A 21,032-nucleotide genomic window follows, 5' to 3' on the forward strand; every position below is an offset into this window, starting at 1 on the left:
ACACCACTGCATGGCCGACCAACCGAATATCCCTGATTCCTCGTCCCGTCCCGACAGCCGCGAGCCGAACTGGGAGCGCGCGGCGCTCGAGCGGATCGCGCTCGCGGCCGTCAAGGAACAGCGCGCGGCGCGGCGCTGGAAGATCTTCTTCCGCTTCGCGTTCCTCGGCGTGTTCCTGCTGCTCGCGTTCGCGCTGATCGATTTCTCGAACGATGCGAAGTTCGCGTCGACCGGGCGCCACACGGCGCTCGTGACGATCGACGGCGAGATCGCGGCAGGCACCAACGCGAACGGCGAAGACATCAATACGGCGCTCGACGCCGCGTTCGACGACGACGGCGCGGCCGGCGTCGTGCTGCGGATCAACAGCCCGGGCGGCAGCCCGGTGCAGGCCGGGATGGTCTACGACGAGATCCGCCGGCTGCGCACGAAATATCCCAACAAGCCGCTGTACGTCGTCGTGACCGACATGTGCGCATCGGGCGGTTATTACATTGCGTCCGCCGCCGACAAGATCTTCGTCGACAAGGCGAGCATCGTCGGCTCGATCGGCGTGCTGATGGACGGGTTCGGCTTCACGGGCCTGATGGGCAAGCTCGGCGTCGATCGCCGTCTGCACACGTCGGGCGAAAACAAGGGCTTCTACGACCCGTTCTCGCCCGAGACGCCGAAGATGGACGCGCATGCGCAGGCACTGCTCGACCAGGTCCATGCGCAGTTCATCAAGGCCGTGAAGGACGGTCGCGGCAAGCGGCTGCACGAAACGCCCGACATGTTCTCGGGTCTGTTCTGGACGGGCGAGAAGAGCGTCGAGCTTGGCCTCGCCGACGGCTACGGCACGACCGACACGGTCGCGCGCGACGTGCTGAAGGCGCCGGATCTCGTCGACTACACGGTGAAGGAAAGCCTGACGAACCGCGTCGCGCGCAAATTCGGCGCGGCGGTCGGCGGTGCCGCGATGAAGGCGCTCGCCGCCGGCGGCACGTCGTTCAGCCTGCGCTGAGCGCGGGCCCGCGCCGCGGCGAACGCAGCCGCGCGCTCCGTGCCGCGAGGCGGCTGCGGGCGTCGGCGCGTCAGTTCGCGAGCAGCAGGAAGATGGCGGGGCGCTTGTGCAGATTCGGCGCCGGCGCCTTTTTCCAGTCCGCCACCGAACGGCTGGCGATCGTCTCGGTTTCGAGGGTCAGGTCGGCCGCGACGCAGATCTGCGTCGACGGCGCGCAGGTCGCGACGAGTGTGTCGAGCATCGCGTGGTTCCGGTACGGCGTCTCGATGAAGATCTGCGTCTGGCGGCCCTTGCGCGACAGTTGCTCGAGCTCGCGCAGGCGTTTCGCGCGCGCGGCCGCATCGACCGGCAGATAGCCGTTGAACGCGAAACTCTGGCCGTTCAGGCCCGACGCCATCAGCGCGAGCAGGATCGAACTCGGCCCGACGAGCGGCACGACCTTCACGCCGCGTTCATGCGCACGGCGCACCAGCAGCGCGCCGGGGTCGGCCACGGCGGGGCAGCCGGCCTCGGACACGAGCCCGGCGTCCGTGCCCGCGAGCACCGGGGCGAGCAGCTTGTCGATCTCGCCGGCCGGCGTGTTGACGTTCAGTTCGCGGATCGCGATTTCCTGGATCGGCCGTGTGGTGCCGATCTTCTTCAGGAACGCGCGGGTCGTTTTCGCGTTTTCGCCGATGTAATAGCCGAGCGTGCCGGCGCGCGCCTGCACGGCCGCGGGCAGCACGGCGGCGAGCATCGATTCGTCGCCTTCGCCGAGCGTGTTCGGGACGAGATAAAGCGTGCCGGCCGTCATGCGCGGTCTCCGTGAGTAGTGAACAGCGGATAGCCCGCGGTGCGCAGCATCCGCGTGAGCGCGATCAGCGGCAGGCCGACGAGCGCCGTCGGGTCGTCGGAGTCGATCGCGTCGAGCAGCGCGATGCCGAGCCCCTCGGACTTCGCGCTGCCGGCGACGTCGTACGGCGTTTCCGCGCGCAGGTACGCATCGAGTTCGGCTTCGGGCAGCGAACGGAAGCGCACGTGCGTGACGACGTCCTCGCTTTGCGTTTCGCCCGTGCGGCTGTCGTACAGGCTGAGCGCACTGTGGAACTCGACGTCGCGGCCCTGCATCGACAGCAGCTGCGCGAGCGCGCGCTCGTGCGTGCCGGGCTTGCCGATCTGAAGGCCGTCGAACGTCGCGACCTGGTCCGACCCGATCACGAGCACGCCGTCCGGCGCGTCGATGGTCGCGGCGACCGCGCGCGCCTTCGCGCCGGCGAGACGCAGCGCGGTCGCGGCGGGCGTTTCCCCCGCGAGCGGGGTTTCGTCGAGGTCGGGCGATACGACGTCGAACGGCAGGCCGAGGCGCTCGAGAAGCGTGCGGCGGTAGCGGGAACTGGAGGCGAGAATCAGCCGCGGCGGGCGGCAAACGGTATGCGGCATGGTCGATTGGGTCGGTGAATCGTCAGGTGTGGCACGGCGTTGCGAGGGCGCAAGCATAAGTGATTGACCGCAAAAGGTAAAACAGGTATGCTTTCCCGCTTTTCGTCGGCAGGCTTTCGCTGTGGTGGCGCCTGCCGGGTCTTCGGAAGTAAAGTTACGTAATCGTACGTGGCGTAGATCACGTCCGTGGGCGGCGCCAGATAAGCGGCGCCGGCAAGCCGGATCCCGCAAGTCAGCCTGTAGGCAGGAGCGCAACATGAACACTTCTTCTGGCAAGCCGGCGGCATCGCTTGATCCGCACGCAGTCGACCTGTTCGAATTCGCCCGCAGCGGGCGGCAGGCAGCGGGTGCGGTGCGTCTGTCGCAGCTGCCGCGCATGTTAAACGAAGTGCCGGTGGACGCGCCAGATCGCGACACGGTCTTCACGTGGCAGGCCGAAGGGTTCACCCAGAAGGAGTTGCAGGACGACGGCGCCGATGGGCAGCAGCCGTATCTGCGACTCGCGGTGCACGGCCATGCGTGGCTCACGTGCCAGCGCTGCATGACCCCGTACGACCAGACGTTCGACGTCGACATGACGTACCGGGTCGTTGCGACCGAAGAAGAAGCTGAAGAATTTCCGCTCGACGACGATGAAGCCGATGTGATCGTGGGCACACGCCAGTTCGATCTCGTCGACTTGATCGAAGAGGAATTGCTGCTTTCGTTGCCGCTCGTGCCCAAGCACGAGGTTTGCCCGGCAGTTCACGAAAGCCTCGTGTCGGGTGTGAGCGGTCCTTCGGAAGAGGCGGACGACGAGTCCGCCGAAGACGAGGACGAAGGCAAACGGCCGAATCCGTTCGCAGCGCTGCAAGCGTTGAAGAAGGACGGGGACGGCAGCAAGAAACACTAAGCAGTTGTGGCGCGGGAAGGCGTAAAGGCTTTGGGCCAGGGTAGTTAAGCGCCGGATCGGGCTGTGTTAGAATCCGGAAAATCAATTAGGAGTTAGTCATGGCAGTCCAGCAAAACAAGAAGTCGCCGTCGAAGCGCGGCATGCATCGTTCGCACGATTTCCTGACGGCAGCGCCGCTGGCAGTCGAGCCGAGCACGGGTGAAGTGCACCTGCGTCACCACGTCAGCCCGAACGGCTACTATCGCGGCAAGAAAGTCGTCAAGACGAAGAACGACTAAGCGTCAAGTCACGCGTTGCGCGCTACGCTCGCCGTTCGCGTGACAACTGGTTCGCTTGACACTTTCCTGGCTCAACAAAAAGGCGGCATTCAACTGCCGCTTTTTTGTGCCTGAAATTCGTCGCATTCCATGACCGTAAAGCTCACAATCGATTGCATGGGAGGCGACCACGGCCCGTCCGTGACCGTTCCCGCGGCAGTCAAGTTCGTCCGCGCGCATCCTGATGCGCACCTGATGCTCGTCGGCATCGAAAGCGCGATCCGCGCTCAGCTGAAAAAGCTGAAAGCCCTCGACGATCCCGCGCTGACCATCGTGCCCGCCACCGAAGTCGTGGCGATGGACGACCCTGTCGAAGTCGCGCTGCGCAAGAAGAAGGATTCTTCGATGCGTGTCGCGCTCAACCAGGTCAAGGAAGGCGCGGCCCAGGCCTGTATCTCCGCCGGCAACACCGGCGCGCTGATGGCCGTGTCCCGTTATGTGCTCAAGACGCTGCCCGGCATCGAGCGGCCTGCGATCGCGTTCGCGCTGCCGAACCCGACCGGCTACACGATGATGCTGGACCTCGGCGCGAACGTCGACTGCGAGCCGCAGCATCTGCTGCAGTTCGCGGAGATGGGGCACGCGCTCGTCGCCGCGCTCGAAGGCAAGGAGCGTCCGACGATCGGCCTGCTGAACATCGGCGAAGAAGTCATCAAGGGCAACGAGACGATCAAGCGCGCGGGTGAACTGCTGCGCGCCAGCACGCTGAATTTCCGCGGCAACGTCGAAGGCAACGACATCTACAAGGGTACGGTCGACGTGATCGTCTGCGACGGCTTCGTCGGCAACGTCGCGCTCAAGACGTCCGAGGGGCTCGCGCAGATGCTGTCCGACATCATCCGCGAGGAGTTCGGCCGTTCGCTGATGTCGAAGCTGATGGCGCTGCTCGCGCTGCCGGTGCTGATGCGCTTCAAGAAGCGCGTCGACCATCGCCAGTACAACGGCGCGGCGCTGCTGGGGCTGAAGGGCCTCGTGATCAAAAGCCACGGTTCGGCCGATGCCTACGCGTTTGAGTGGGCGGTCAAACGGGGTTATGATGCCGTCAAAAACGGCGTGCTGGAGCGCCTCGCGCGCGCGATGGCGGATAATTCGGTGTCGCTCGGCGACGGCGGACACGACGCGGGCGGCGCGGGCCCGACGAGCCCGGCCCCAGGCCATCACGCTGAACCTTCCGCTGCGCAATCCTCTAAAGCATAAATGGCCCAATCGACTCTCTATTCCCGCGTGCTCGGCACGGGCAGCTACCTGCCGCCCGACCGCGTCACGAACCAGCAGCTCGCCGACCGTCTCGCGAAGGAAGGCATCGAGACGAGCGATGAGTGGATCGTTGCGCGCACGGGCATCCATGCGCGCCATTTCGCCGCACCGGACGTCACGACGAGCGATCTCGCGCTCGAAGCGGCGCGTCGTGCGATCGAGGCGGCCGACATCGATCCGCAATCGATCGATCTGATCATTGTCGCGACTTCGACCCCGGATTTCGTGTTCCCCAGCACGGCGTGCCTGCTGCAGAACAAGCTTGGCATCAGGAACGGCGGCGCGGCATTCGACGTGCAGGCCGTGTGCTCCGGCTTCGCCTATGCGATGGCGACGGCCGACAGCTTCATCCGCAGCGGCCAGCACCGTACGGCGCTCGTGATCGGCGCGGAGACGTTCTCGCGCATTCTCGATTTCAAGGACCGCACCACCTGCGTGCTGTTCGGCGACGGCGCGGGCGCGGTGATCCTGTCCGCCTCGGAAGAGCCGGGCGTGCTCGGCAGCGCGCTGCACGCGGACGGCAGCTACTCGCACATCCTCTGCACGCCGGGCAACGTCAATCGCGGCGTGATCGACGGCAGCGCGTTCCTGTACATGGACGGGCAGGCCGTGTTCAAGCTCGCGGTCAACGTGCTCGAAAAGGTCGCGATCGAGGCACTCGCCAAGGCGAATCTCGCCCCCGAGCAGGTCGACTGGCTGATTCCTCACCAGGCCAACATCCGCATCATGACCAGCACCTGCCGCAAGCTCGGCCTGCCGCAGGAGCGCATGGTCGTGACGGTCGACCAGCACGGCAACACGTCGGCTGCATCGATCCCGCTGGCGCTCGACACCGCGGTGCGCGACGGTCGTATCAAGCGTGGTCAGCACGTCCTGATCGAGGGCGTCGGCGGCGGCTTCACCTGGGGCGCGTCGGTCTTCCGCTTCTGATCCGCGGCGCGCGACTGCCGCGCGCGGCTCCCAAACCGGCGCGCCGTTCGCGCGCGCCGTTCGAATCGATTCAATTGGGGACGATATGAAATTTGCATTCGTTTTTCCGGGGCAGGGCTCGCAGTCGGTCGGCATGCTCAACGCATTCGCCGATCTGGCCGTCGTGCGCGAGACGCTCCAGGAAGCATCCGATGCACTCAATCAGGATCTCGGCAAGCTGATCGCCGAAGGTCCGGCCGAAGAGCTGAACCTGACCACGAACACGCAGCCCGTGATGCTGACGGCCGCCTACGCGTGCTATCGCGCGTGGCAGCAGGCCGGCGGGCCGGCGCCGTCGATCGTCGCGGGCCACAGCCTCGGCGAATACACGGCGCTCGTCGCGGCGGGCGCGATCGCGTTCAAGGACGCGGTGCCGCTCGTGCGCTTCCGTGCGCAGGCGATGCAGACGGCCGTGCCGGTCGGCCAGGGCGGCATGGCCGCGATCCTGGGTCTCGATGACGATACGGTGCGCGCGGTGTGCGCCGAAGCCGCGGCAGCGGGCGTCGTCGAAGCCGTGAACTTCAACGCGCCGGCGCAGGTCGTGATCGCGGGCGCGAAGGCGGCCGTCGAGAAGGCGTGCGAAATCGCGAAGGCGAAGGGCGCGAAGCGCGCGCTGCCGCTGCCGGTGTCGGCGCCGTTCCATTCGTCGCTGCTCAAGCCGGCGTCGGACCAGTTGCGCGACTATCTCGCGAACGTCGACGTGAAGGCGCCGCAGATTCCGGTCGTCAACAACATCGACGTCGCGGTGGTCAGCGATCCGGCCGCGATCAAGGACGCGCTGGTGCGCCAGGCCGCGGGCCCCGTGCGCTGGGTCGAATGCGTGCAGCACATCGCGGGCACGGGCGTCACGCACGTGATCGAATGCGGTCCGGGCAAGGTGCTGGCGGGCCTCACGAAGCGCATCGACGGCAACCTGGTCGGCGCCTCGGTGTTCGATCCGGCTTCGCTCGACGAAGCACTGAAGCTGGCGACCGCCTGACGCGGCGCCTTTCCTCAAGAGACGGATATTCGATTCATGGAAAAGACTCTCGATAAACAGGTCGCGATCGTGACCGGCGCATCGCGCGGCATCGGCCGGGCGATCGCGCTCGAACTCGCGCGCCTGGGCGCGACGGTGATCGGCACCGCGACGAGCGAATCGGGCGCCACCGCGATTACCGCCGGGTTCGCGGAAGCGGGCGTGACGGGCCGAGGCGCGGTGCTGAACGTCAACGACGCGGCGGCCGCCGAAGCGCTGATCGACGCGACCGTGAAGGAATTCGGCGCGCTCCACGTGCTCGTGAACAACGCCGGGATCACGCAGGACCAGCTCGCGATGCGCATGAAGGACGAGGACTGGGACGCGGTGATCGACACCAACCTGAAGTCGGTGTTCCGCCTGTCGCGCGCGGTGCTGCGCCCGATGATGAAGGCCCGCGGCGGCCGCATCATCAACATCACGTCGGTGGTCGGTTCGGCCGGCAACCCGGGCCAGGCCAACTACGCGGCCGCGAAGGCCGGCGTCGCGGGCATGACCCGCGCGCTCGCGCGCGAAATCGGCAGCCGTGGCATCACGGTGAACTGCGTCGCGCCGGGCTTCATCGATACCGACATGACGAAGACCCTGCCGGAAGAACAGCAGGCCGCGCTCAAGACCCAGATTCCGCTCGGCCGACTCGGCAGCCCGGAAGACATCGCCCATGCCGTCGCGTTCCTCGCATCGCCGCAGGCCGGTTACATCACCGGCACGACGCTGCACGTGAACGGCGGCATGTACATGTCGTAACGGTTTTCGTTTACCATCCGCGCCGTATCCCGTTTTTCAGGCGGATCGGTGCTGGATCGACCATCAAGCCAACGCGCGTTTTGGCGTCAGCAAACCTGATAAAATGCGCGCACTTGTAAATCTGAACTTTCCCTCGGAGGGGTAATGGATAACATCGAACAACGTGTCAAGAAGATCGTCGCTGAGCAACTGGGCGTCGCGGAAGCCGAGATCAAGAACGAAGCATCGTTCGTGAACGATCTGGGTGCTGACTCGCTCGACACGGTCGAACTGGTGATGGCGCTCGAAGACGAGTTCGGCATGGAAATCCCGGACGAAGAAGCAGAGAAGATCACGACGGTTCAGCAAGCGATCGACTACGCTCGCGCAAACGTCAAGGCATAAGCGCCTTTCGCGTTTGTCCGCAACGTCGCCGCGATCTTCGCGATTGACGCGCCATCCTGCCGGCATTCGCGCCGGACGGACTAACAGCCGCAGGGCTCGCAGGGCTGGTTCCTGGGGCCACTGTGGCTTTTGTTTTTGTCATCCAATGGAAAAGAGGTTACCGTGAGCCGCCGTCGTGTTGTCGTTACAGGCCTGGGGCTGATTTCGCCCGTTGGCAATAATGTTGCCGACGGCTGGGCCAATCTCGTCGCCGGCAAGTCCGGCATCGCCACCGTCACGAAGTTCGATCCGTCGAACCTCGCCGTGCATTTCGCGGGCGAGGTGAAGGGTTTCAGCGCCGAGGAGTACATCCCGGCGAAGGAAGCCCGCAACATGGACACGTTCATCCATTACGGCATCGCAGCCGGCGTCCAGGCAATCCGGGACAGCGGCCTCGAGGTGAACGAAGCCAATGCGGAACGCATCGGCGTGCTGGTCGGCTCTGGCATCGGCGGCCTGCCGATGATCGAAGACACGCACCAGACCTACGTCGATCGCGGCGCACGCCGTATTTCGCCGTTCTTCGTGCCGGGTTCGATCATCAACATGATCTCGGGTCACCTGAGCATCATGTTCGGCCTGAAGGGCCCGAACCTCGCGGCCGTCACGGCCTGCACGACCGGCCTGCACAGCATCGGCCTCGCGGCACGCCTGATCCAGGCCGGCGACGCCGACGTGATGGTCGCGGGCGGCGCCGAATCGACGGTGTCGCCGCTGGGCATCGGCGGCTTCGCGGCCGCGCGGGCGCTGTCGACCCGCAACGACGATCCGGCCACCGCGTCCCGTCCGTGGGACAAGGACCGCGACGGCTTCGTGCTGGGCGAGGGTTCGGGCGTGATGGTGCTCGAAGAGTACGAGGCGGCGAAGGCACGCGGCGCGAAGATCTATGCGGAAGTCTCGGGCTTCGGCATGACGGGCGACGCGTACCACATGACCGCGCCGAACATGGACGGTCCGCGCCGCTGCATGGTCGCGGCCCTGCGCGACGCCGGCGTGAACCCGGACGAGGTCCAGTACCTGAACGCGCACGGCACGTCGACGCAGCTCGGTGACAAGAACGAGTCCGACGCGGTGAAGGCGGCATTCGGCGAGCACGCGTACAAGCTCGTCGTGAACTCGACGAAGTCGATGACGGGCCACCTGTTGGGTGGCGCGGGTGGTCTGGAGTCGGTGTTCACGGTGCTGGCGCTGCACAACAATGTGTCGCCGCCGACCATCAACATCTTCAACCAGGACCCCGAGTGCGATCTCGATTACTGCGCGAACACCGCGCGGGACATGAAGATCGACGTGGCCGTGAAGAACAACTTCGGCTTCGGTGGTACCAACGGCACGCTGGTGTTCAAGCGCGTCTGACGTCGAAATCGCTTGACGAGTCCAATCGATGCTCCGGCCGGGCGTCCGCAGCGCTTTGCGTTGCGGGCCTCGGCCGTGTCGTATGTCGTGCTGGCCGCGTTCGTCGCGGCGGCTGCCGCGTCCGTGTACCTGTTCTGGGCGCCGCGGGCCGGCGCCGCCGCCGGCGCGTGCGTGTCCGCGGCGACGGCCGCGCTGCTTGCCGTGTGTGCCGCGCGGGCCTGTGCCCGTCGGCTGCCGGCCGAATTGCGGATCGATGCATTCGGGGAGATTGCGGCGTTTGGCCGCACCGGGCGCTTGCTGGCCCGCGGCCGCGTGACCGGCCACGCGCACTGGAGCAGCCTGCTGCTCGTGCTGTCGGTCGGGCAGGGCGCCCGGCGCGCCCGGCCGCTGCTGATTCCGGCCGATGCGCTCGACGCCGCGTCGTTCAGCGCGCTATCCGTGCTGGCGCGTACCGCGGGCACGGCGGCGCGGGCATGACGGCGGCTTGGTTACCTACCGTAACCAGCGCCCGGCGCCGGAACGCTACAATAACGCTCCGCGTTGCATCCCTAGTTAACGGATTTGTCAGGTGAGTGAAAAAGAAATCGATCAGGCTCTGGTCGAGCGCGTACAGAAAGGCGACAAGGCGGCGTTCGAACTCCTGGTCTCCAAATACCACCGCAAGATCATTCGGCTGATCTCGCGCCTCGTGCGGGATCCCGCCGAGGTCGAGGATGTGGCCCAGGATGCGTTCATCAAGGCGTATCGTGCGTTGCCGCAGTTCCGCGGCGAGTCGGCGTTCTACACGTGGTTGTACCGGATTGCCGTCAATACGGCGAAGAACTACCTTGCGACGCAGGGCCGCCGGGCACCGACCTCCACGGAGGCCGATGCCGAGGAAGCGGAAACTTTCTCCGACGCAGACCAACTAAGGGATATCAACACGCCTGAGTCGATGTTGATGAGCAAGCAGATTGCCGAGACGGTCAACGCTGCAATGGCCGTCCTGCCCGAAGAGTTGCGCCAGGCGATTACGCTGCGCGAGATCGAGGGCCTGAGCTACGAAGAGATCGCGGAAATGATGGATTGTCCGATCGGGACGGTCCGGTCGCGGATCTTCCGGGCGCGCGAGGCAATCGCTGCTAAATTGCGTCCGCTGCTCGATACGCCCGAAGGCAAGCGCTGGTAAGCGCGACGGGTGTAACGGCGCGGTCAGGGTCTAGTTACGGATAGAGTCGTGAATTCACGACGGGGTGTGTGCAAGATGGGGAGCATCATGGGGTCGGTCAATAAGCAGTCGCAAGCGTACTCGCGCGGCGAGCGTCTTTCCGCTCTGGTCGACGGTGAGCTGTTCGACGGCCCGGATCACGGGCAGTTTCTGGCTGAGTTCGATCGTGCGGATCGCGCGACGTGGGCCCACTACCACCTGATCGGCGATGCGCTGCGCTCGGACGAGCTCGCGCTGTCGCCCGCGCTGAGCGTCGCGTTCACCGCGCGCATGTCCGCCGCGCTCGAAAGCGAGCCGCACCTGCTTGCACCGGCCGCCGCGCCGGTCGCGCGCAAGCTGCTGTCGCTGCGCCGCCGTGTCGTGCCCGCTTTCGCGGTGGCCGCCGCGGCCGCCACGCTCACGTGGATCGTCGTTCCGCAACTGCAGACGGCCGGTGCGCCCGGCGCCGTCCAGGTCGCGTCGGCAGGCGCGCCGCAGAGCGGCAACCTGCAGCGCGTGACGGTTGCACAGGCATCGGCGCAGCCGGGCCTGCAGGACGTCAACATCATCCGCGACGCAAGTCTCGACCAATACCTTGAAGCGCACCAGCAATTCGCGCAGCAGCCCGTCGTCACAGGCTCGATGCCGCTGATCCGCGCTGCCGTGACCACCACGCCAGGCCAATAAACTCGATGCGGACATTGCAGTTGAATCACGCCATCTCCGGATGGAAGCGGCTGCCGGCCCTCCTGCTTTGCGCAGCCGCCCTGTTGTCCGTTCAATCCTTTCCTGCCAGCGCCCAGCAACCGGACGATCCCGTCGCGACCCGCAAGGGTGCGGCGGAGTGGCTCGACCGCATCCAGCAGGCGGCGCAGCAGCAGAGCTACGAGGGCACCTTCGTCTACCAGCGCGGCGCATATGTCCAGTCGTCGCGCATCGCGCACGTGGCGTCCCGCGACGGCGAGTTCGAGCGGATCGAAACGCTCGACGGCAAGCCGCGCAAGGTGCTGCGGCATAACGACGAGCTGTACACGTTCGTGCCGGAGCGCAAGCTGTGCGTGGTCGAGCGCCGCCAGACGCGCGACTCGTTTCCTTCGCTGCTCGGCGCGGGCGGCGACCACGTGATGTCCGTCTACGACGCGAAGCTGCTCGGCAAGGACCGTGTGGCGGGGCTCGATGCGCAAGTCGTCGAACTCGTGCCGAAGGATGCGTACCGCTTCACGTACAAGCTGTGGGCCGATGCCCGGACGGGCCTGCTGCTGCGTTCGCAGACGCTCGACGCGACCGATCACGTGCTCGAGCAGATCGCGTTCTCGCAAGTCCAGACGGGCGGCACGTCCGGCGACAAGGCCGCGATCGCGGCCGGCATGCGCAACCTGAGCGGCTGGACGGTGGTCCGCCCGCCGGTCGCGACGGTCGACATGGAAGCGCAGGGCTGGCAGATCGCGCCGAACGTCGCCGGCTTCCGGAAGATTCGCGAGGTGCGCCGCCCGATGGCCGCGCGCGACGCCGGAGATCCGCCGATTCCGGTCGACCAGGCCGTCTTCACCGACGGGCTCGCGACGATCTCCGTCTTCATCGAGCCGGCCGAAAAGAACACGCGCAAGGAAGGCGCGGGCAGCACCGGTGCGACCCACGTTCTCGTGAAGCGTCGCGGCGACTACTGGATCACCGTGCTCGGCGAAGTGCCGCCGGCCACGTTGCAGCAGTTCGCGGCTGCCATAGAATACAAGGCTTCCAAGTAACGCTACGGCTTCCGACATGACGAAACTCACGCTGCGCAACGTGTTCGCGGCGGCGGTGCTGTGTGCCTGCCTGCCCCTCATCCCGCATACCGCGGTGGCGGTCACGCCGCCCGCCGCCAGCCTTCCCGACTTCGCCGATCTGGTCGAAAAGGTCGGGCCGGCCGTCGTGAACATCCGGACTACCGCGAACGTGCCGATTCCCGGCCCGCGCGGTGCGCTCCCGCCGGGCTTCGACAACGGCGACATGTCGGAATTCTTCCGGCGCTTCTTCGGCATTCCGTTGCCGCAGGCGCCCGGCAACGGTGGCGGCAACGGCAATCCGAAGAACGCGCCGGCGCCGGACAATCCGCCCGACGCCGAGCAGAACCGCGGCGTCGGTTCGGGCTTCATCGTGTCGGCGGACGGCTACGTGATGACGAACGCGCACGTCGTCGACGATGCGGACACCATCTACGTGACGCTGACCGACAAGCGCGAATTCAAGGCGAAGCTGATCGGCGTCGACGACCGCACGGACGTCGCGGTGGTCAAGATCCAGGCGTCGAACCTGCCGGTCGTCGCGATCGGCGATTCGAACAAGGTGCGCGTCGGCGAGTGGGTCGTCGCGATCGGTTCGCCGTTCGGCCTCGACAACACCGTGACGGCCGGCATCGTGAGCTCGAAGAGCCGCAACACGGGCGACTACCTGCCGTTCATCCAGACCGACGTCGCGGTGAACCCCGGCAACTCGGGCGGGCCGCTGATCAACATGCAGGGCGAGGTGATCGGCATCAACTCGCAGATCTACAGCCGCACCGGCGGTTTCATGGGCATTTCGTTCGCGATCCCGATCGACGAGGCGATGCGCGTGGCCGACCAACTGAAGGCGACCGGCAAGGTCACGCGTGGCCGCATCGCGGTGGCGATCGGCGAGGTGACGAAGGACGTGGCCGACTCGATCGGGCTGCCGAAGGCGGAGGGCGCGCTCGTCAGCAGCGTCGAGCCGGGCGGTCCGGCCGACAAGGCGGGCATCCAGCCGGGCGACATCATCCTGAAGTTCAATGGCCGGCCGGTCGAGACGGCGTCGGATCTGCCGCGCATGGTCGGCGACACGAAGCCGGGCACGAAGGCGACCGTCAGCGTATGGCGCAAGGGTCAGGCGCGCGATCTGCCGATCACGATCGCCGAGACGCCGGCGGAGACGACGGCGAAGGCCGAGCAGCGCAAGAACACGCCGCAGAAGCCGCGCCAGGCAAATTCGCTCGGCTTGACGGTCAGCGACATTCCGGCGGATCAGATGAAATCGCTGAAGCTGAAGAATGGCGTGCAGATCGACGCCGTCGACGGCCCGGCCGCCCGTGCGGGCCTGCAGCGCGGCGACATCGTGCTGCGCGTCGGCGACACCGACATCACGAGCGCGAAGCAGTTCGCCGAAGTGACCGCGCAGCTCGATTCGCAGAAGGCGGTCGCGGTGCTCGTGCGGCGCGGCGACAACACGCAGTTCGTGCCGGTGCGCCCGCGCCCGACCCAGAAGTAACGCGCCGATGTTCACGCTCTACGGCCGCGGCTGGTGCCATCTGTGCGACGACATGCGCGACGCGCTGGCGCCGGTGGCGGCCGAATCCGGCATCGAGGTCCGTTACGTGGACATCGATGCCGATCCGGCGCTCGTTGCCCGCTACGACGAGGACGTGCCCGTGCTGCTGCTGGACGGCGCGGAAGTGTGTCGCCACCGGTTCGACGAGGCGAGGGTGCGCGGCGCACTCGCGGCGCGGCGCTGAACCGACCCCGGGCGTCGGCCGGCCGCCCCGCGCGCGGGGCTTTCGTCGGCGGGCCCTTACCACAAAGGCTCCAGCGGGGTGCCCCGGGCCGGGGCGTCCCAAATTACCGCCCGGCAAAGGCCTTTTCGGCTAAAATAAGCCGTTTTTTCACCGACTTACACAAGGCGTGCTCCGCAGTCGTCGAGCGCGCCTTTTTCGCTTGATCGGCACTGAATGGATCATATTCGCAATTTCTCGATCATCGCGCACATCGACCATGGCAAGTCGACACTCGCGGATCGCATCATCCAGGTATGCGGCGGTCTCGCCGACCGTGAAATGGAGGCGCAAGTACTCGACTCGATGGATATCGAGCGCGAGCGCGGCATCACGATCAAGGCGCAGACGGCGGCACTGTCCTATCGCGCCCGCGACGGCAAGGTCTACAACCTCAACCTGATCGATACGCCGGGGCACGTCGACTTCTCGTACGAGGTCAGCCGTTCGCTGTCCGCGTGCGAAGGCGCGCTGCTCGTGGTCGACGCGAGCCAGGGTGTCGAGGCGCAGACGGTCGCGAACTGCTACACGGCGATCGAGCTCGGCGTCGAGGTCGTGCCGGTGCTGAACAAGATCGACCTGCCGGCCGCGAACCCCGAAAACGCGATCGAGGAGATCGAGGACGTGATCGGCATCGATGCGACCGACGCGACGCGCTGCAGCGCGAAGACGGGCCTCGGCGTCGAGGACGTGCTCGAGTCGCTGATCGCGAAGGTGCCGCCGCCGAAGGGCGATCCGGCCGCGCCGCTGCAGGCGCTCATCATCGATTCCTGGTTCGACAACTACGTCGGCGTCGTGATGCTCGTGCGCATCGTCAACGGCACGCTGCGCCCGAAGGAAAAGATCAAGATGATGGCGACCGGCGCGCAGTATCCGGTCGAGCACGTCGGCGTGTTCACGCCGAAGTCGCGCAATCTCGAATCGCTGTCGGCCGGGCAGGTGGGCTTCATCATCGCCGGCATCAAGGAGCTGACGGCCGCGAAGGTCGGCGACACGGTCACGCATGTGGCGAAGGCCGCCAGCGAGCCGCTGCCGGGCTTCAAGGAAGTGAAGCCGCAGGTGTTCGCGGGGCTGTATCCGGTCGAGGCGAACCAGTACGATGCGCTGCGCGAATCGCTCGAGAAGCTGAAGCTCAACGACGCATCGCTGCAGTACGAGCCGGAAGTGTCGCAGGCGCTCGGCTTCGGTTTCCGCTGCGGCTTCCTCGGGCTGCTGCACATGGAAATCGTGCAGGAGCGGCTCGAGCGCGAGTTCGACATGGATCTCATCACGACCGCGCCGACGGTCGTCTACGAGGTCGTGCAGAGCGACGGCTCGACGATCATGGTCGAGAACCCGGCGAAGATGCCGGAGCCCGGCCGCATCGCCGAAGTTCGCGAGCCGATCGTCACCGTGAACCTGTACATGCCGCAGGATTACGTCGGCTCCGTGATCACGCTGTGCGAGCAGAAGCGCGGCTCGCAGATCAACATGCAGTATCACGGCCGCCAGGTGCAGCTCACGTACGAGATCCCGATGGCCGAGATCGTGCTCGACTTCTTCGATCGCCTGAAGTCGGTGTCGCGCGGCTATGCGTCGATGGACTACGAGTTCAAGGAATACCGTTCGTCGGACGTCGTGAAGGTCGACATGCTGATCAACGGCGACAAGGTCGATGCACTGTCGATCATCGTGCACCGGTCGCAGTCGCAGTATCGCGGCCGCGAAGTCGCCGCGAAGATGCGCGAGATCATTCCGCGCCAGATGTACGACGTGGCGATCCAGGCCGCGATCGGCGCGCACATCGTCGCTCGCGAGAACATCAAGGCGCTCCGCAAGAACGTGCTCGCGAAGTGCTACGGCGGCGACATCACGCGGAAGAAGAAACTGCTCGAGAAGCAGAAAGAAGGCAAGAAGCGCATGAAGCAGGTGGGTTCGGTCGAGATCCCGCAGGAAGCGTTCCTCGCGATCTTGCGCGTCGAAGACAAATAACAGGACTGTTCCTTTTATGAATTTTGCGCTGATTCTTTTTGTGCTCGTCGTCGTGACGGGCGTAGCGTGGGTGTTGGACAAACTGGTGTTCCTGCCGCGGCGACGCAAGGCGGCCGACGTGGCGATCGAAGAGTTCGATCGCCAGCAGTCGCGCATCGACAAGCGTTTCGCGGACGAAAACGCGGTGCAGACGCGCTCGAAGCTGCGCGACGAAAAGCTGCGCCAGCCGTGGTGGCTCGAGTACACCGCGAGCTTCTTCCCGGTGATCCTGGCCGTGTTCGTCGTGCGTTCGTTCATCGTCGAGCCGTTCAAGATTCCTTCGGGCTCGATGGTGCCGACGCTGCTGGTCGGCGACTTCATCCTCGTCAACAAGTTCGAATACGGCCTGCGCCTGCCGATCACGAACACGAAGATCACGCAAGGCAGCCCGCTGTCGCGCGGCGACGTCGTCGTATTCCGCTATCCGAAGGACGAGTCGGTCGATTACATCAAGCGCGTGATCGGCCTGCCGGGCGACACGGTCGCCTACCAGGACAAGCAGTTGACGATCAACGGCCAGCCGGTGCCCGAGGCGCCGCTGCCGGATTTCTTCGATGACGAGCGCCAGAACTACGCGAAGCAGTTCGAGGAAACGATCGGCACGAAGAAGAATGCGATCCTCAACAATCCCGCCGTGCCGCCGTTCGTGATGGGCGCATACGACTATCCGTATCGCGACAATTGCACGTACAACAGCCGCGGCGTGATCTGCAAGGTGCCGCCGGGTCACTACTTCATGATGGGCGACAACCGCGACAACAGCGCGGACAGCCGCTACTGGGGTTTCGTGCCGGACAACAACATCGTCGGCCGCGCGTTCTTCATCTGGATGAACTTCGGCGACCTGAAGCGGATCGGTTCCTTCAACTGATCGCGTTCGACTCGCATCCAACATGCAATACGTGACGCACGGGCCGCGTCGCGTATTGCCGGACTACTTTAAGAACCGGCGGTAACACCGCTCCGTCACGCCTTTTCGCGTCCGGCCGTGCCGTTTCGGCCCGACCGGCGCCCGCGTTATACTCCTGCACATGCCCCCATCCCAGTTGGAAAGCCGGCTGCGCTACGAATTTCGCAATGCGGAATTGTTGCGCCAGGCTTTGACCCACCGCAGTCACAGTGCCACGCATAACGAACGGCTCGAGTTTCTCGGCGATTCCGTTCTGAATTGCGCGGTGGCCGCCCTTTTGTTCCAGCGTTTCAGCAAGCTGGACGAAGGCGACCTGTCGCGCGTGCGCGCCAATCTCGTCAAGCAGCAGTCGCTGTATGAAATCGCTCAGGCCCTGAATATCTCCGAAGGGTTGCGGCTGGGCGAGGGCGAGCTGCGCAGCGGCGGCTTCCGCCGCCCGTCGATCCTCGCGGACGCGTTCGAAGCCATCATCGGGGCCGTATTCCTCGATGGCGGCTTCGAAGCCGCCCAAGGGGTCATCAAGCGCCTCTATATCCCGATTCTCGACCACATCGATCCGCGCACGCTCGGCAAGGACGCGAAGACGCTGCTGCAGGAGTACCTGCAGGGGCACAAGATCGCGCTGCCGACCTACACGGTCGTCGCGACGCATGGTGCGGCGCACAATCAGCAGTTCGAGGTCGAATGCACGGTGCCGAAGCTCGACGTGAAGGTGTCGGGCTCCGGCGCGAGCCGGCGGGCAGCGGAGCAGGCTGCCGCGAAGAAGGCGCTCGACGAGGTGCTGGCGGCCGCGCCGATGCTGGCCGCGAAGCCGAAGCGTTCGAAGAACGCACGCGGATCGAAGCACGTCGAGCCCGAAATCGTGCCGGGCGTGAAGGGTGTGCAGGAAGCGCTTGACCTGCGTTCTCCGGAACGCAAGGAGCGTGCGGCGGCGCGCGATGCGAAGGCGGCCGCGGCTACGCTTGCAGCGACCGACGCCGACGCTCCGCCGAGCGAGCGACCGACGCCGACGCCGATGGCCGCGATTCGCGCGGCGCATGTGGAAACGACCGCGGACAAGGCTGACCGTGCCGCGAAGCCGACGGCCGACAAACCTGCCGAGAAGGCGGCCGACAAGCCGTCGGATCGCGGCGAAACCGGCTCGCGCGCGGCGGACAAGCCGGCCGAGCGTGCCGACAAGCCCGCGGAAAGCGCAGGCGCACCGCGTGCAGCCGACAAGCCGGCGGGCCAGGCGGCCGATCCGGCCGTGTCGTCCACGGACAAGCCGGCTGCCGGTTCCGATGCCGCCACGCGCGCGACGCTGCGCGCCCGCGACGCCGCGGCGCCCGATGCCGACACGCCGCCGGGCGGCGCGACCCTCGCCGCCGCGCAGGCGCGCGCGGCCGATGCCGACCACTGAATTGCCCACCGATCGTGCCGCGCGCCGCGCGGCCGGTTCAGAACCTGTCTCCCAAACGATATGAACACTCCCGCTCCTACCGGTTTCCGTTGCGGCATGATCGCGATCGTGGGCCGCCCGAACGTCGGCAAGTCGACGTTGATGAACGCACTCGTCGGCCAGAAGATCAGCATCACGTCGCGCAAGGCGCAAACGACCCGCCACCGCATCACCGGCATCAACACGTTCGACGACGCGCAATTCGTGTTCGTCGACACGCCGGGCTTCCAGACCCGTCACAGCACCGCGCTGAACCGCTCGCTGAACCGCGCGGTCACGTCGACGCTCACGTCGGTCGACGTGATCCTGTTCGTGATCGAGGCCGGCCGCTTCGGGCCCGACGACCAGAAGGTGCTCGACCTGATCCCGCCCGGCATGCCGACGCTGCTGATCGCGAACAAGATCGACCGCGTGACCGACAAGGCGACGCTGTTCCCGTTCATGCAGCAGATGAGCGGGCTGCGCGAATTCACCGAACTCGTGCCGCTGTCGGCGCAGCGGCCGGAAGACATCAAGCGCCTGCTCGACACGATCAAGCCGTACCTGCCGGAAGGCGAGCCGATCTACGGCGAGGACGAGCTGACCGACCGCAGCTCGCGCTTCCTCGCGGCCGAAATCCTGCGCGAGAAGGTGTTCCGCTGGACCGGCGACGAACTGCCGTACACGAGCACCGTGCTGATCGACAAGTTCGAGGAGGAAGGGCGGCTGAAGCGCATCTTCGCGACGATCCTCGTCGAACGCGATTCGCACAAGGCGATGGTGATCGGCAAGAAGGGCGAGAAGCTCAAGCAAATCAGCACCGAGGCGCGGATGGACATGGAGAGGCTGTTCGACGGCCCCGTGTATCTCGAGACCTTCGTGAAGGTGAAGAGCGGCTGGGCCGACAACGAGGCGGGGCTGCGCGCCTATGGGTACGAATGACGCGCCGACGTCGACCGAAGATGCGGTGACCGCCGGCGCGAACGACGCGCCGCTGCCGGCACCGCCCGAACCGCCGCGTCGCAAGGCGCGGCGCGCGACGTCTCGCACGTCCGATTTCCGCGTCGCCGAGCAGCCGGCGTTCGTGCTGCACAGCTATCCGTACCGGGAAACGAGCCTGATCATCGACGTGCTCACGCGCGATCACGGCCGCCTCGCGCTCGTCGCGAAGGGCGCGAAGCGCCCGCACTCCGCGCTGCGCGGCGTGCTGCAGACGTTCCAGCCGCTGCTGCTGTCCTGGTCGGGCAAATCCGAAGTGCGCACGCTGACGGGCGCCGAGTGGGTGGGCGGGATGCTGCCGCTCGGCGGCGACGGGCTGTTGTGCGGCTTCTACGTGAACGAGCTGCTCGTGAAATTCTGCGCGCGCGAGGATCCGCAGCCGCCGCTTTTCAATCACTACGTGCTGACGCTCACGCGCCTCGCGCACGGCGAACCCGCGGTGCAGGTGCTGCGCTCGTTCGAACGCGTGCTGCTGCGCGAGACCGGCTATGCGATGGCGCTGAACCGCACGGTCGCGCGCCGCGCGGTCGAACCCGATCGACGCTACGTGTTCGATCCCGAGCGCGGCGTGCGCAATGCCGACGACGACGTGCCGTCGCACTGGCCGGTGATTACCGGACAGACGTTGCTCGACATGGAGCAGGACGATTACCATCGAGCCCAGACGGTTGCGCAAAGCAAGACGCTGATGCGCTTCCTGCTGAACACCTATCTCGGCGGTACGCCGCTTGCCACGCGTCAGATCCTGATCGACCTGCAAAACCTATGAGCTTCTTCCTGACAACGCCCACCGCCATCGATCTCGGCGTGAACATCGACCACGTCGCGACGCTGCGCAACGCGCGCGGCACGGCCTATCCCGATCCGATCCGCGCGGCGCTCGCCGCCGAAGAGGCCGGTGCGGACGTGATCACGCTGCATCTGCGCGAGGACCGCCGCCACATCGTCGACGCCGACGTGCGCAAGCTGCGCCCGCTGCTGAAGACGCGCATGAACCTCGAATGCGCGGTGACGGCCGAGATGCTCGACATCGCGTGCGACGTGCGTCCGCACGACGCATGCCTCGTGCCCGAGAAGCGCGAGGAGCTGACGACCGAAGGCGGTCTCGACGTCGCCGGCCGCTTCGAGGCCGTGCGTGCGGCCTGCAAGCAGCTCGCCGACGCCGGCGTGCGCGTGTCGCTGTTCATCGATCCGGACGAAACGCAGATCCGCGCCGCGCACGAAGCCGGTGCGCCGGTGGTCGAGCTGCATACGGGCCGCTACGCCGATGCGCACGACGAAGCCGAGCAGCAGCGCGAATACGAGCGCATCGTCGCGGGCGTGCAGGCCGGCGCGCGACTGGGCCTGAAGGTCAACGCGGGCCACGGCCTGCATTACACGAACGTGCAGCAGATCGCCGCGATCGACGGCATCGTCGAACTGAACATCGGCCACGCGATCGTCGCGCACGCGATCTTCGCGGGCTGGGACAACGCCGTGCGCGAGATGAAGGCGATCATGGTCGCCGCGCGTGTCGCCGCGCTGCACGGCGGCGCGCGCTGACGATGCGTTTCCTCCGCGCACGCTTC

General features: G+C 66.2%; 23 protein-coding genes. 21 read left to right on the forward strand and 2 right to left on the reverse strand.

Annotated elements, in window-relative coordinates:
- Positions 1-10: 10 nt before the first annotated feature.
- Positions 11-1,003 (forward strand): S49 family peptidase, encoded by a 993-nt coding sequence (locus ACP26O_RS05210; protein ID WP_011656339.1) that lies wholly within the window; start codon positions 11-13, stop codon positions 1,001-1,003.
- A 70-nt stretch (positions 1,004-1,073) separates the two neighbouring features.
- On the opposite strand, the gene ACP26O_RS05215 is transcribed toward ACP26O_RS05210, so the two are convergent.
- On the reverse strand, positions 1,074-1,796 hold the full coding sequence (locus ACP26O_RS05215; protein ID WP_006752481.1) for an SAM-dependent methyltransferase: 723 nt from the start codon (positions 1,794-1,796) through the stop codon (positions 1,074-1,076).
- Positions 1,793-2,422: a Maf-like protein gene (locus tag ACP26O_RS05220; protein ID WP_006759763.1), complete on the reverse strand. Its 630-nt coding sequence runs from the start codon at positions 2,420-2,422 to the stop codon at positions 1,793-1,795. Before ACP26O_RS05220 ends, ACP26O_RS05215 begins: the two co-directional genes overlap by 4 nt.
- 256 nt (positions 2,423-2,678) lie before the next feature.
- On the opposite strand from ACP26O_RS05220, the gene ACP26O_RS05225 reads away from it, so the two are divergent.
- From ACP26O_RS05225 to pdxJ, 20 genes are all read left to right on the forward strand, one after another.
- A complete protein-coding gene (locus tag ACP26O_RS05225) occupies positions 2,679-3,314 on the forward strand; it encodes a YceD family protein (RefSeq protein ID WP_175661076.1) in 636 nt (211 codons plus the stop codon).
- 98 nt (positions 3,315-3,412) lie between these two features.
- The gene (rpmF, locus tag ACP26O_RS05230) at positions 3,413-3,592 is read left to right on the forward strand and encodes a 50S ribosomal protein L32 (protein ID WP_006051932.1); all 180 of its coding nucleotides are present in this window, start codon (positions 3,413-3,415) and stop codon (positions 3,590-3,592) included.
- 129 nt (positions 3,593-3,721) lie between these two features.
- A complete protein-coding gene (plsX, locus tag ACP26O_RS05235; protein WP_175664037.1) occupies positions 3,722-4,828 on the forward strand; it encodes a phosphate acyltransferase PlsX in 1,107 nt (368 codons plus the stop codon).
- Positions 4,829-5,818: a beta-ketoacyl-ACP synthase III gene (locus tag ACP26O_RS05240; RefSeq protein WP_011656343.1), complete on the forward strand. Its 990-nt coding sequence runs from the start codon at positions 4,829-4,831 to the stop codon at positions 5,816-5,818. It abuts the gene before it with no gap.
- An 85-nt stretch (positions 5,819-5,903) separates the two neighbouring features.
- The gene (fabD, locus tag ACP26O_RS05245; protein ID WP_105833446.1) at positions 5,904-6,836 is read left to right on the forward strand and encodes an ACP S-malonyltransferase; all 933 of its coding nucleotides are present in this window, start codon (positions 5,904-5,906) and stop codon (positions 6,834-6,836) included.
- A 36-nt stretch (positions 6,837-6,872) separates the two neighbouring features.
- A complete protein-coding gene (gene fabG, locus ACP26O_RS05250; protein ID WP_175664036.1) occupies positions 6,873-7,622 on the forward strand; it encodes a 3-oxoacyl-ACP reductase FabG in 750 nt (249 codons plus the stop codon).
- Positions 7,623-7,766: 144 nt separating this feature from the next.
- Positions 7,767-8,006 carry an acyl carrier protein gene (acpP, locus tag ACP26O_RS05255; protein WP_004197638.1) on the forward strand — a complete coding sequence of 80 codons (240 nt, stop codon included), beginning with the start codon at positions 7,767-7,769 and terminating at the stop codon, positions 8,004-8,006.
- 162 nt (positions 8,007-8,168) lie between these two features.
- On the forward strand, positions 8,169-9,401 hold the full coding sequence (gene fabF, locus ACP26O_RS05260) for a beta-ketoacyl-ACP synthase II (RefSeq protein WP_105833447.1): 1,233 nt from the start codon (positions 8,169-8,171) through the stop codon (positions 9,399-9,401).
- A 12-nt stretch (positions 9,402-9,413) separates the two neighbouring features.
- On the forward strand, positions 9,414-9,878 hold the full coding sequence (locus ACP26O_RS05265) for a protein YgfX (protein ID WP_105833448.1): 465 nt from the start codon (positions 9,414-9,416) through the stop codon (positions 9,876-9,878).
- Between the two features lie 91 nt (positions 9,879-9,969).
- Positions 9,970-10,569 (forward strand): RNA polymerase sigma factor RpoE, encoded by a 600-nt coding sequence (gene rpoE / locus ACP26O_RS05270; protein ID WP_006752490.1) that lies wholly within the window; start codon positions 9,970-9,972, stop codon positions 10,567-10,569.
- Between the two features lie 87 nt (positions 10,570-10,656).
- Positions 10,657-11,274, forward strand: a complete 618-nt coding sequence (locus tag ACP26O_RS05275; protein WP_175664035.1) for a sigma-E factor negative regulatory protein — start codon at positions 10,657-10,659, stop codon at positions 11,272-11,274.
- Positions 11,275-11,279: 5 nt separating this feature from the next.
- Entirely contained in the window at positions 11,280-12,332 is a 1,053-nt protein-coding gene (locus ACP26O_RS05280; protein ID WP_175664034.1) for a MucB/RseB C-terminal domain-containing protein, read from the forward strand.
- A gap of 16 nt (positions 12,333-12,348) precedes the next feature.
- The gene (locus ACP26O_RS05285) at positions 12,349-13,848 is read left to right on the forward strand and encodes a DegQ family serine endoprotease (protein WP_175664033.1); all 1,500 of its coding nucleotides are present in this window, start codon (positions 12,349-12,351) and stop codon (positions 13,846-13,848) included.
- 7 nt (positions 13,849-13,855) lie between these two features.
- Positions 13,856-14,092, forward strand: coding sequence for a glutaredoxin family protein (locus ACP26O_RS05290; protein ID WP_012363408.1), 237 nt, complete (start codon positions 13,856-13,858; stop codon positions 14,090-14,092).
- Positions 14,093-14,305: 213 nt separating this feature from the next.
- Complete coding sequence (gene lepA, locus ACP26O_RS05295) at positions 14,306-16,099, forward strand: translation elongation factor 4 (RefSeq protein ID WP_006759775.1); 1,794 nt, start codon at positions 14,306-14,308, stop codon at positions 16,097-16,099.
- A 16-nt stretch (positions 16,100-16,115) separates the two neighbouring features.
- Positions 16,116-17,009, forward strand: coding sequence for a signal peptidase I (gene lepB / locus ACP26O_RS05300; RefSeq protein WP_011656352.1), 894 nt, complete (start codon positions 16,116-16,118; stop codon positions 17,007-17,009).
- A 160-nt stretch (positions 17,010-17,169) separates the two neighbouring features.
- Entirely contained in the window at positions 17,170-18,447 is a 1,278-nt protein-coding gene (gene rnc / locus ACP26O_RS05305) for a ribonuclease III (RefSeq protein WP_175664032.1), read from the forward strand.
- 60 nt (positions 18,448-18,507) lie between these two features.
- Positions 18,508-19,407 (forward strand): GTPase Era, encoded by a 900-nt coding sequence (gene era, locus ACP26O_RS05310; RefSeq protein ID WP_011656354.1) that lies wholly within the window; start codon positions 18,508-18,510, stop codon positions 19,405-19,407.
- Positions 19,394-20,233 carry a DNA repair protein RecO gene (gene recO, locus ACP26O_RS05315; RefSeq protein ID WP_011656355.1) on the forward strand — a complete coding sequence of 280 codons (840 nt, stop codon included), beginning with the start codon at positions 19,394-19,396 and terminating at the stop codon, positions 20,231-20,233. The genes era and recO overlap by 14 nt, the downstream gene beginning before the upstream one ends.
- Positions 20,230-21,006, forward strand: coding sequence for a pyridoxine 5'-phosphate synthase (pdxJ, locus tag ACP26O_RS05320; protein ID WP_011656356.1), 777 nt, complete (start codon positions 20,230-20,232; stop codon positions 21,004-21,006). Before recO ends, pdxJ begins: the two co-directional genes overlap by 4 nt.
- Positions 21,007-21,032: the final 26 nt, after the last annotated feature.

It is taken from the genome of Burkholderia sp. R-40 (genome assembly GCF_049942845.1).
GTDB lineage: Bacteria > Pseudomonadota > Gammaproteobacteria > Burkholderiales > Burkholderiaceae > Burkholderia > Burkholderia ambifaria.